The following is an 11,705-nucleotide window of genomic DNA, read 5'->3' as shown; positions in this document are numbered from 1 at the left end:
AAACTAGTACGCATATCACCATTCAGAGAAAATTCCACAGCCGAAGCTGGAGCGACCCAATGCAGGCACACTCCACAAAGCATGAGAGTTGTCCAATTCCTAAATAGCACAGAATGACTTTTAAACTACAATAAGTTATAGACTCCTGAAAAATTCGAGCTACAAAATGAGGCAGGTCAGGAAAAAATGTTATTTTTTTATTGATCCAGAATAACACTTTGTTTTAAATATGTAATATGTAAATCAAACTCCCGGATATGAGACCTTACCATGCAACTCGGTTTCTTTGGCCTTGACAGTCGATATTCCTCAGCTAACTAAGCTAAAAGCTCCGCTTGAAGAGCTGAATCGCATAATTGACTGGAATCTATTTGCTGAGCTTCTTGCAAAGACAACGATGAAGCCGCGGAAAAGTGCAGCGAGACGCAAACCCTCTGATCAGTTGATGCTATTCAAGATGCAGTATTGCAAAGAATATAGTAACCATAGTGTCTAGATTCATAGCATACAGTAACAACTACCCACCTGTTTGCAGGTGAATCTGCGCCCTCAAGATCAAAACATTGCTATTCTATTCGATAAAAGGATTTAGGCTCGGTTCCCTACTCCATCAATACCAAAAACCAACCCTTCATCCGGTTGGCTTTTTTTCGTCTACGCTCGCGTGTTTGCGCGGGTTCATTCGGATTCTTGCGGACTTCGAGGTTTCAAGAAATCTCATAAATTCACTCACTTTTTCTCTCTTTGCGCCATTATTCTCTCCACCCCTGCCTGTCATTCAAGTGCGAAGTCCACAAGCTCGTATTTTTTAGATGATAAAAAACAATGAATTACGCGCGGACTAATCAAGTGGTTTATTTGCAGCATTGGTAGGCGGAGGGAACAGCTTATATATAATGAATCAAATTGCAAAGACGGCAAAGAGCTGCTCAATGGAGCATTCTTCTTTTTTTGGTTGTTTTGGATTGGGCCCATTTTGGTTCAATGGCATCGAAGTCTGGCATCAAGATTCTTGTTCCAGCGCGCGACGCTAGCTACACCTACGCAAAGTCGCTTGGCCACTTGCGCGATAGTAAGGCCTTCCTTTTCTCGAACGAATAATAATTTACGGCAAAATGACATCGGATATATCATCCGCAAATTACAATCAATTTATAGGGGATATGCTATAAGCAAAGCAACACAAAAACTAATATAACAGACCCAACTTGCGCTAGCCCTATATTTGATAAATTTGGTTAAGCACAAGATTCTTTTATTACTCATCCTTACTCACCTACTGCAAATATGACTTGATTACTACACTAAAATGTAACGAATAGTCCTGTAAACTGATTCTGGCGATCTGCAATAAATAGTTCTCTCGTCTCATTTGAGGTAAAAATGGCAATTTTGATAGTTACAGAACGATCAAAACTGGGTTGCTCAAGCTGCGCCACTTCTTTGGTAGCGTCAATCAGGTGTATTACACAATCAAATTTTCTTCCCCTTGCCCTATCATGCTCATCGAAAATATAGAAAAACTTATTGATGAAAATGGCTCTACTTTGATTATTAAAGAGCGGTTTATGCTTTTGAAAGATCAGCTCATTGCTTATGACAAAGAGCTTACTGGATGCAGAAAAAAGGTTTCCGCTTTGGCGGATATGATTTGCTATCTTGAATCGGAAATTCAGAATCTTAATCTCGAAAATTTCACATTTACTGAAAATATGGAAAAACTTCATAGCCCAGATCCTCATGATTATCAATGTAATCTTTGCGGATCGATAAAATTAAAAAGGATAGAAAGCACATTCCAAGAAACGTTCGGAAGATTCGACGCAAAAAATGCTTTCTTCATTTGTCTTGATTGCGGAAAAGAAAAAGTAATCAAGATTGATCCACCTAAATAGCTTCTACTTAATCTTTGGCTGAATAGGCCCCCTCTCCTATGCTGATAGAATAATAAACTCCACCAAACTATTAACAGCAAAGGAGAAGCCATGAAAGTAAGCGAAGACAAAAAATCTGTGAACTTGTCAATCAATGGAATATTGTCAGCACACGAGCTGACAACCCTAATAGCCGAGCTCGCAGTTGTCAGAGCCAATATGCGTCCTGAAGTGCCTAAAAAACCGCCACTTAAAAGTGATGAAGGTATGTCTGTGCAGGACGATCCGCGGCTAGTCATTATAAAGCTCAAAGATGACAGAATCAGATTCGGGTTCAGAAATGCAGGACTTGGCTGGCTTGTCTTTAACTTTCCCAGCAAAAAAGCTTGCTCCATCCGTGACTATCTTATTGCCAATACTCAACCAAGTGCCAGTGATCTCTTCATAAATGACAAAAGAGATAAAAACACACTTCAATGATTTAGGGAAATTGTCGCTAACAATATTAGTAGCATTGGATTCCTCCATATATCAAATTCTCTTGGGCCCGCTGTATTATTGAGTTTTCCATGGTTCCTAATATCCAGATACCCTGTGCTTAGGATTAATTGCCTGATGCCGATAAAGCATGAAGTTCCATCACTTATTCGTTAACAAAGGAAATATCATGGAAAAATTAACTCCCTTCAAAATAGGCATGATTTGGTACTATCGCGAAGATTACGATGCCATCCTTAGAATTATGACTGATAGTCACAAGCTGCCAGAAAGCTTCGACGTATGGCTTGCTGAAGCGGAACAAGATGAGGACAATCTTAAGCAAGATGGATATACCGTAGTGCGCACTCGTATCGACCCGGAAACGTTTCCTAGTTGGTGCCGCTCGCAAGGCCTGAATGCCGATTTCGAGGCACGCATGGGCTTCGCCAACTTCGTTGTGAAACAAAGCGCGAAAAGCAACCATACAAAACTTATTTAACGTGAGTTCGACATAAGAATCATCCCCCTAGGACTGGAAGAGCTTGAGAAAACCTAATGTTAAGCAAGGGTTTCTTCTCGCGAAAGGTGTAAGCCACCAATCCAGCTATCAGATTAACAAAAAAGTTAATTGGACTGCGATGACGGGAATGCTCGATTTGCGAGATGTTTTTCAATGGGTCATTGACGGTTTCAATGATCGACCGTTTACGTAACAGAAGCTTGTCAAACAGTGGCAACAGCTTATTTTTCATGTTCTTACGCACTTTGGTGACGAGCTGCACGCCCTGCTCCCAGAGTTGCTCAAAGAGCGGCTGCGAGATATAGCCCCGATCACCAGAGAACTTCCCAAACAAGGAGCGCGCCAGTTCCGGTAGGGAATCACGGTCATCCACATTGCCAGCCGTGATTTTTACTGCCAGTAACTCCCTTTGGTCATTGATGACCAGGTGCAGCTTGAATCCATAAAACCAACCAACGCTGGTCTTTCCCCGAGCAGCAAACTCTGCCATTACTTTATGCGACCCAATGCGGCGGCTATGGCACACACTGATCTTGGTCGAATCAATGAAGCTGATCCCACTGCATTGCCCAAAACGGCTGGTCAGAAAACAGCAAAAGGGTACCAGGCTGCCTGGCAGCAACTCAACAAAGCGGTTGTAGCTCACTAACCCTGGAAAATGGGGCCGCTGATACTTCAACACGTAATTCAGGTAATATAGCAAAACCAGCTAGAAATGATTCAAAGAGTATTCTCATTGTCTCATCTAGCACAAATGGGCATACGCCAAAGTACTGCGTAAACAACAAAACCAAACCGTTGAGATGCTCTTCAAATTCTATATATTCTGAATCATTCTTAACTGGTTACGCTATAGTGCTTAAACGTCCGATAACCGGATAGATGAAATCCCACCATGATGGTATGACTTCACTTAGAAACTGTTTGGAAATTGTGAGTTCTGGGTTAACGTAGCGTCTTTTTGCTATTAGCAGACAATATGATGAATCAAAAAAAACGGAAGAAACGTTATCCGAGCAACTTAAGTGAGGGAGCGTGGCGTTATTTGAAACCACATCTGCCAGTATCAGCTGTGGGGAGGCCACGAGAGTTGAGTATGCGTCAGGTAGTCAATGCAATTTTATATGTTCTGAAAACAGGTTGTCAGTGGCGACAATTGCCTCGTGAATTCCCGGTCTGGAGCTCAGTTTACTACTATTTTTATCGCTGGTCCTATAACGGAACATGGGAACGTCTTCATCATTTGTTACGCTCTCGCTTGCGAGAAAAGTGTGGCCGACACAAACAGCCGACGGCAGGCTGCCTGGACAGCCAAAGCGTCAAATGCACCGCAGTTTCTGGGCAACGTGGTTTCGATGCAGGCAAGAAGATCAATGGTCGTAAACGCCACATTCTGGTAGACACACCGGGGTTACTGTTGATGGTGGCAGTGACTGCTGCCAGTGTGCAGGATCGTGACGGGGCTCGCCTGCTGTTGCGTCATCTGCCGGGAGGGTGCAAAAAATTGAGGAGGATCTGGGTGGATGGTGGCTATGGCGGTCGTTTAGTAGAGTGGGTGGCACAACGGTTTAAATTCTGTCTGGAGGTAGTGTTGCGCCCCAGGGAAACCAGGAAATTTGTGCTATTGCCTCGTCGCTGGGTAGTCGAGCGCACTTTTGGCTGGCTGAACCATTCACGCAGGCTTAGTAAAAGCTATGAACGCCTCACCCGGACGGATAAGACCTGGATTTACATCGCCATGACCCGCATTATGTTAAGGTGCTTGACATAAAACAGGAGTTTCCAAACAGTTTCTTAGACACAGCGCCCCTCGGCGGCGACGCCGTTTTAGCGATGACCCCGACAAGCGTTGCTCCCACCGTGGCTCAAACTCTTTACAAAAATCGTCAATTGCACAAAAAATCAATAGTAGAATATCCATCAGAATCTGATCCCTCTAATAATGAAACTCTTTTTGAAAATCTTTTCATCATAAGGAATTCAGATTCCTTTTGCTGCTTTTCTTATCCCGAACTCACGTTAATATAGTAACTCGCTATTCGCCTTACATCTGCTGTCATTAATATCAAGGAGCCCTTAACTTTCCGCATTTGTTAGCAATCTTCCGTACCAATGTTCATTTCCCCTCATCTCCACCAATACCAAAGACCAACCCTTCATCCGGTTGTTTTTTTTCGCCTACTCTTGCGTGTTTGCGCGGGTTCATACGGATTCTTGCGGACTTCGAGGTTTCAAGAAAGCCCACAAATTTGCTCACTTTTTCGCTCTTTGCGCCATTATTCTCTCCACCCCTGCCCGTCCTGCAAGGGTGAAGTCCACAAGTTCATATTTTTTAGATGATATAAATCAATAAATTATGCGTGGACTAATCAAGTGGTTTATTTTCAGCACTGGTAGGGGAAGGAAACCGATGCATTGATAAGACGGGTGCTCATGGTAATCTTACTGCCAGAATATTACGACAATCGCCGGGCCTGTGGTGCACCGGTGGTACCCACTATGGATCTATGTGCTTGCCGAGTCTCATGCGTTTCTGCAGCGCCGCCTTGCCTACGCGCCCATTCTTATATTCGGATGTTCGCAAAGGCAAAGAAGTCAAATCTGTCAGTGGCGATTGAAAAGCTATTTTCATCAGCATTCTAGGTAAAGCAACTGATCAATCGATCGAGTAAAATGATGGTCTTGATAATCTCATGACACGAATTGTTCACCATGCTCGATCCCATCATCAGTGCAAAAGAAAAATTAGATGACCTGCTCATGCTGGAGTGGGCGTTGCGTTACTATAATGATCTGCCGGAAAATAACCGTGAAGAAAAAGCCCGTATTGAATCCACATGGTTTCATGATCTTTTCATCGCCCAACTGATAGAACGAAATGAAACCGAAACATTGTCTAACCTGTTTAATACGTTACCAGCCCAGCATTTTTCATCACTGACGAATCTGATCATCAAGCACTGTTCACAATGGCCTGCTTTTTTAGCAAATGCTTCGATTCCAATTCTCGCTGCCAATGCACCGCAAGAACTTTTACAGTTGCTTAACGATTACCTAAACCAAGTCGAGCAAGGCGCTTCTCTTGATTTCGAACGTATTTTGAATATCTATGTTTTGGCCGATATTAGAATCGATCGATCTTATCAGTCACTGTTAAATCGACTTGGTCAAAAAATACTGGCATTACCGGAAGAAAATTTTGGCAGGATATTTTTTCTACCCTCACTGTTACGCCTGAGTAACGGTTTAACGTTCGATATGCTCGAATCCATCCTTGCTGCAGCGCTTCGTAGTTACAATAGCAGCAATAATGGCAGCAATCGAAGTGCTGGCATGTTAAAAAGCTTATTTCAGGGTTTATACGGTCAGAAAGAATATCTTGAACTGATTTTCGATCGCAGCAAGAAAGAATCAGAGCAACGCCTTGAGCCGTTAGCTGATTTATTCCATGAAGAAACGCCTCTGGTGCAACTCGATCAGTGGCTAGATTCACCGCCTTCTCCGAAATCGTTCCAGTACTGGAAAAACTTTCCAAACAATCAGACAGCTGTAAAACCATTCTACAGTTGTTAAATGATTCTAAAAAATTAAATCGGATAATGTCAGATGACATTCGATCGCAATTAGGTCTGGCTGCCTGCATTCAAGGCTTTGCACGGAAAACATTCGACAACTTAAAACTTGATCTTAATGAAACGGTTAATTTATTGTCGGCCGATTTTTTTAAACCGTATTGGTATCCCGCCTTATTAGCGTATCTGCGCACCTTTGACCGGAATGATATTACAAATGCATTAATTTTGCGTTTGTCATCTGTTAGACACACCTATGGTGGTGTGCAACTGGCCGAAGCCATGGGTGATTTGGCCTGGCCTGAATTCGTGCCATGCCTGATTGAATCAATGACTGAAGACCAGGGTGATTATCTTTGCGAAGCTTCTCAAACTGCATTGAAAAAAATCGGCGCAACTGCCCAAACGGCCTTGATTGATCGCTGGAATAATATGGATTCGTCTCAGCATATCTATGGTCTTTCCGTCATCAGGGATGTTAGAGGCAAAACAGCATCAGATTTTGCTTGCGATCATTTCGATGCGCTGATAAGTGAGCATGTAGAGTCCTGCTGTGAATTAGCATTGGCCGCTCCTGATCAACGCCTATTGGATCGCTTAAGGCGCGAACTTCGACGCCAGCAACCTCTGATCGATCGTGCCTGTTACATTCTTGCACGTCTGCTGGATCAGGATGATGATGAAATACAGGCAGCTAAAAGCCGTGCCTTTGAAGACCTGAGAAGAAAAGAACAAATCAGGAAAACATTTAAATCAGGCGATCTTTCCCGTCATTCACTCACATTGGAACTACGCTGTCCATCATGCAGTGATGTCAACCAGTATGAGGTCAAAGGCGTTATTGTGGGCACAAACCAGGACGAGAAAGTTTCTCACTTGATCAATGATGAATTTCCATGCGCATCCTGTGGCCAGTATGTTGAATTTGAATTCACATCTTCAGCAATCATGGCGCTTACGGCTGAAATGCTAATGATAACTGCGGCCCGAGACAGTGACCAGCCACGTAATTCGCTTATTTCAATGCTTAATTGTCAACTTGACGGCCAGATACTGCCTGTTGCGGCTGCTCTGAAGACGCTGCAAGAACGCGCATCCATTACGCCTGACGATGTCCGAACCTGGTTTCAACTGGGAAATATTCTTATTAGCATCAACAGACCTAAAGCAGCAATTCAGGCTTTGTCGCAAGCGGTTCAGTTAGCACCCAATAATATTGACGTTATATTCATGCTGGCTCAGGCGCAAGCATCGAATAATGCCGAGGGAGAGGCATTTCAAATAATATCAGATGCGTTGAACCGATTACCAGATTGGCAGTTTCTCGCACCACAACCGAACTTTGGACAAGAGTTTGCCAAATTTTATAACCAGCTGCGTCGAAACCTTGGCAGAGACAATTTACCTGCACTGCATCCATCTTCGTTAAAAACCCCTCAAAAAATAGGTCGCAATGACTCTTGTCCCTGCGGCAGTGGAAAGAAATTCAAGAAATGTTGTGGCAGATAGATTGTTCACTTCAAACCTGAAAACCATCATTCAGGCAACGCTTATGATCTGATGAATATACCTCCAACAGAGTATTCGGCTGACAATACTCTGGAAAAACTGCAGGGGTCGGTAGAACGCGTCACCTTTCATAGCGAATCTTCGGGTTTCTGTGTATTGCGCGTCAAAGTTAAAGGCCAGAGAGAACTCATCACGGTGATTGGTTCAGCGGTTTCGGTCACAGCAGGCGAATATATCGAATGTTCAGGCTTCTGGGTCAATGACCGGCAACATGGGCAGCAGTTTAAAACTCCGCTTTGTGGGACAATGATCGCCATGTATGGTGATTATCTGTGGCTTATTCCTATGGACACCTCCTGATTTATTATACCGCCTCTCATCTGTTGAATATTTCATTGGCCAAATAGGCCAATAAACCGTTATTTACCTTGCAACTATTGTCATTAATCTCAAGGAACCCTCAACTTTCCGCATTTGTTAGCAATCTTGCGTACCAGTGCTCATCTCCCCTACCCTCCACCAATACCAAAAACCAACTCTTCATCCGGTTGGTTTTTTTGTGCCTACTCTCGCGTGTTTGCAAAGGTTCATGCGGATTCTTGTGGACTTCGAGGTTTCAAGAAATCCCATAAATTTGGTCACTTTTTCTCTCTTTGCCCCATTATTCTCTCCACCCCTACCCATCATATAAGTGCGAAGTCCGCAAGTTTTTAATTTTTTAACCTTACACATCAAAGAATTATGCGCGGACTAATCAAGCGGTTGATTTGCAGCATTGGGAGGCGGAAGGAAACAACCCGAATGTAGAGAATGAAGAAAGCTTGAAGTGGTCTAATTAATAAAACGGCAAGCACCCTTTACACAGAGCAACTAGTGCTGCTTCTTCAACGGCCTGTATTATAAACATGACTAATGCAGCGCAACAGATATAAACAAGAACGGTAATTTGCTGTAGTAAGTATAAATCTCGTGTTATCGTATGGAAATCCTTCAATAGCAGCTTGATACTGATGTATGTCTGACGTTACCTTTGTGTTTTAAATCATAGCTAGATGGGTTATTGCTTAGCCTGTTCCTTATCTGTACGCAATAATTAAGAATGTTTGATCATGAGTATGAAATTTACTACCATAACGCTACAATATAACATGTGTAGACTCGGGCTCTTAGCTTGGGTTTGCGTTTTTGTCATTCTGATTAACTTTGGCAACCTAGCTACTGCCGGTTCTCGAGATATCTCTGAAAATCTGCGAAATTCTCTGACTATAACAGAGCGCTATACCATTCCTATTGCCGAACTCTCGGGACTCACCATGGCAATCAACAGTGCAAAAAAAACTCGGGGGGAAATCAGCCTTTATGCTGTTGGCGATGCAAGCTATGAAGTTGCGCATATTCGTATCAATACCTCTTTGGGCGACGCTGGTGTTCAGCCCATTATTCACCTGTACGACCTTCAGAATGTAATTAGCAACCAGCATATCAAAGACGCATCTCAATGGGAAGCCGTCGCAACGGATGGCAATGGTACGGCCTGCATGTTAAATGAAACAAGTAGCGAGCTCTCCTGTTTCGACCACAGTTTTCAGAACAATCGTGGAAATTTTACTCTGGATGTTTCCAGCATTAGAAACCTCAACTTAACCTGGGAGGAGCAGCCCAACTCACGTGGCGAAGGCATGATACTCATGAAAAAAGGCCACGTACTGATTCTCAAGGAGAAGAAGCCATCTATGCTTATTGAGTTTGGTCCGGAAGGCGCTCTTCCTATGGGTTATGACATGACTACATTTCTTAATGTAGGGGACACGTTCACTGGATTGAATGTAGACAAATCAAAACTTTCTGACCGTTTAAATCAACCGATCCCTTCCCCCACTCGCTTAGTGGCGCTTAAAACATGGCAATTTTCCAAACATCTGAGCAAATTGGCCAAAGATGCGAGCGAGATTATTGTCGGCCCAGATAAACGTGTTTATTTACTTTCACAGGAAAGTTCGACCTTGTGCCGCCTCGAAAAAACTTTGAAGCCGAATGAAGACAAGGTTACGATTGATCATGATGCATGCTGGAAGCTTCCAGCGGAGATAGATAAAGCAGAAGGAATGGTGATTGATGAATTGATGAATCCATGGATTGGTATCGATATTAAGGACACAAGTAAGCAAAATCTTTTCCGTCTCTCCCCCATTAGTGCAGCACTTGAATAAAGCCCCTGCTACTTATTAAGATTTCATGTAAATTGTGTATATTAAGTATAGTCATGAGCAATAATTTATCACTATATCTATTCCTCCAAAGCATAGAATCAGAAAGAAATTTGAGTGATATTACCAATTGAAATTGAGTATGTGGGCGTTTCTTTAGCAGCTCACCGAAGACTTTGACTATATGTTCTCAGCTGGACCCAACCTGTAAATCCCTTCTATTGGATCCTTACAATGTTACACAAGTAGAGCTGCATCTAAAAGAGGTGGATATTGCCCCACTATAGGCCATAATCCTATCTCTCTACCTCATTATTCTCTTCCCCTACCCCGTCATTCGAGAACGAAGTTCGCAAGCATGAATTTTTTAAACGTTAGAAATCAAAGAATTACGCGCGGACTAATCAAGTGGTTTATTTTCAGCATTGGTCGGCGGAGAAAGCAGCTCGTATGTAGATCATGAATATCTTCAGCTAAAAGATAAGTACATAAGCTTTAGCTAGAGTTATTTTTTTATCATTTATTGTTAAAGCTACGACCCATTTGACCGTTAATTAACAATAACATATTGATCAATAATTTTAAAACTCAGGAGAAAATACTAAAAATCAAATAATAATTTGTATCACATACAACAGTCTCATTTATTCCATGTATTTTCGTTGATTTGTATAACAAAGGATGATCTGATGATAAGTCACAATGTTTTTGATTTGAAGTCAGCTAGAATTACACTTAGGATAATAATTTTAATATGGCTAGGTATGTCCTCGGCTGTAGCAGAACTGCCTACTAACGACGACTTTGCTACTTCCACTATAGTGACAGAACCGCTGCCATTTATTAATGCCATCAACACGAGCAAAGCGATAACAGCAAAAGACGATCCATATTGCAGTGGTCAGGAATCTACAGTCTGGCAAAGATTTCTGCATTGAATAAATTCTCACGCAATGTTTCACCATTCAAGCTTTCATATTATCCGTTTTCCCACGGCTGCAGGGCGTGATAAAAACTATCTTGACCATCTATACTATGCCTTCCAACCACTCGCGCAAACTATTAACTACGAGTTTTAGCCCGTTGCCACTACAGATATATTCTAAAATGCTATAAGCAATAAATGCATTAGTCAGTTGAGTGATTTCCTTAATATTTTCTATGTATGGGGCATAAGTGTGCCGCAGCAAGCGGCGTAAGAGATGAGGGTATGGCCCCTCGCAATCGGCTTGCAGGAGCAGATTGCAAACCACCCTAAGCGGCTTGGGTCAAAAGCCCCGGTCGTGAGCGTTATGGAAAAGGCGCCCCGAGGCGTCAGGTATGGATCAGGAAGACGAACAACCGTGAACTGCCGTTCAAGTGTCGAAACTACTCAGATGACATCAAAACTGGAGGGTGATGTTACTCCAGGAGCAGTCTGGCCGTTACCTGCTTACGGGCCAGGCGGGGTCCGGCATAGAGGCAGCGTCAGTCTGATTCGGGCTCTTACGTTGAACTGCGGGAACCTTCGGTGGCGATGTGAAGCGAAAGGCACAAGCTCAAA

10 protein-coding genes and 1 pseudogene are annotated in these 11,705 nt (G+C 42.9%); 10 read left to right on the top strand and 1 reads right to left on the bottom strand.

Annotated features, from left to right (window positions below):
* The first annotated feature begins 1,421 nt into the window (after positions 1 to 1,421).
* The 3 genes from BM122_RS22790 to BM122_RS18950 all read left to right on the top strand — a co-directional run bounded on the left by BM122_RS22790 (position 1,422) and on the right by BM122_RS18950 (position 2,853).
* Positions 1,422 to 1,895: a hypothetical protein gene (locus tag BM122_RS22790; RefSeq protein ID WP_143083543.1), complete on the top strand. Its 474-nt coding sequence runs from the start codon at positions 1,422 to 1,424 to the stop codon at positions 1,893 to 1,895.
* Positions 1,896 to 1,985: 90 nt separating this feature from the next.
* The gene (locus BM122_RS18955; protein ID WP_074907078.1) at positions 1,986 to 2,354 is read left to right on the top strand and encodes a hypothetical protein; all 369 of its coding nucleotides are present in this window, start codon (positions 1,986 to 1,988) and stop codon (positions 2,352 to 2,354) included.
* Between the two features lie 187 nt (positions 2,355 to 2,541).
* Positions 2,542 to 2,853 (top strand): hypothetical protein, encoded by a 312-nt coding sequence (locus tag BM122_RS18950; RefSeq protein WP_074907077.1) that lies wholly within the window; start codon positions 2,542 to 2,544, stop codon positions 2,851 to 2,853.
* A 19-nt stretch (positions 2,854 to 2,872) separates the two neighbouring features.
* Here the strand turns inward: BM122_RS18950 and BM122_RS18945 are convergent.
* Positions 2,873 to 3,571 (bottom strand): annotated as a pseudogene (locus tag BM122_RS18945) (IS982 family transposase); the annotation flags it as partial.
* Positions 3,572 to 3,856: 285 nt separating this feature from the next.
* On the opposite strand from BM122_RS18945, the gene BM122_RS18940 reads away from it, so the two are divergent.
* The 7 genes from BM122_RS18940 to BM122_RS23615 all read left to right on the top strand — a co-directional run.
* A complete protein-coding gene (locus BM122_RS18940) occupies positions 3,857 to 4,645 on the top strand; it encodes an IS5 family transposase (RefSeq protein ID WP_074907075.1) in 789 nt (262 codons plus the stop codon).
* Positions 4,646 to 5,586: 941 nt separating this feature from the next.
* A complete protein-coding gene (locus tag BM122_RS18935) occupies positions 5,587 to 6,447 on the top strand; it encodes a hypothetical protein (RefSeq protein WP_074907074.1) in 861 nt (286 codons plus the stop codon).
* A gap of 26 nt (positions 6,448 to 6,473) precedes the next feature.
* Positions 6,474 to 7,955: a tetratricopeptide repeat protein gene (locus BM122_RS24465; RefSeq protein ID WP_218152163.1), complete on the top strand. Its 1,482-nt coding sequence runs from the start codon at positions 6,474 to 6,476 to the stop codon at positions 7,953 to 7,955.
* A 51-nt stretch (positions 7,956 to 8,006) separates the two neighbouring features.
* Complete coding sequence (locus BM122_RS18920; protein ID WP_218152162.1) at positions 8,007 to 8,315, top strand: YrrC family ATP-dependent DNA helicase; 309 nt, start codon at positions 8,007 to 8,009, stop codon at positions 8,313 to 8,315.
* 749 nt (positions 8,316 to 9,064) lie between these two features.
* Positions 9,065 to 10,165: an SdiA-regulated domain-containing protein gene (locus BM122_RS18910; protein ID WP_143083542.1), complete on the top strand. Its 1,101-nt coding sequence runs from the start codon at positions 9,065 to 9,067 to the stop codon at positions 10,163 to 10,165.
* A 686-nt stretch (positions 10,166 to 10,851) separates the two neighbouring features.
* The gene (locus BM122_RS18905) at positions 10,852 to 11,100 is read left to right on the top strand and encodes a hypothetical protein (RefSeq protein WP_074907071.1); all 249 of its coding nucleotides are present in this window, start codon (positions 10,852 to 10,854) and stop codon (positions 11,098 to 11,100) included.
* Positions 11,101 to 11,364: 264 nt separating this feature from the next.
* On the top strand, positions 11,365 to 11,705 hold a 341-nt coding region (locus BM122_RS23615; RefSeq protein WP_218152161.1), incomplete at its 3' end, for a hypothetical protein.

The sequence above is a fragment of the Nitrosomonas communis genome, from assembly GCF_900114745.1.
GTDB classification, from domain to species: Bacteria; Pseudomonadota; Gammaproteobacteria; order Burkholderiales; family Nitrosomonadaceae; genus Nitrosomonas; species Nitrosomonas communis_A.
This window is presented reverse-complemented; position numbering and strand designations above follow the sequence as displayed.

Coding starts and splice junctions, on each gene's coding strand:
- BM122_RS18955 (WP_074907078.1), top strand. CDS start 1,986: ATGAAAGTAAGCGAAGACAAAAAATCTGTGAACTTGTCAATCAATGGA.
- BM122_RS18950 (WP_074907077.1), top strand. CDS start 2,542: ATGGAAAAATTAACTCCCTTCAAAATAGGCATGATTTGGTACTATCGC.
- BM122_RS18940 (WP_074907075.1), top strand. CDS start 3,857: ATGAATCAAAAAAAACGGAAGAAACGTTATCCGAGCAACTTAAGTGAG.
- BM122_RS18935 (WP_074907074.1), top strand. CDS start 5,587: ATGCTCGATCCCATCATCAGTGCAAAAGAAAAATTAGATGACCTGCTC.
- BM122_RS24465 (WP_218152163.1), top strand. CDS start 6,474: ATGTCAGATGACATTCGATCGCAATTAGGTCTGGCTGCCTGCATTCAA.
- BM122_RS18920 (WP_218152162.1), top strand. CDS start 8,007: ATGAATATACCTCCAACAGAGTATTCGGCTGACAATACTCTGGAAAAA.
- BM122_RS18910 (WP_143083542.1), top strand. CDS start 9,065: ATGAGTATGAAATTTACTACCATAACGCTACAATATAACATGTGTAGA.
- BM122_RS18905 (WP_074907071.1), top strand. CDS start 10,852: ATGATAAGTCACAATGTTTTTGATTTGAAGTCAGCTAGAATTACACTT.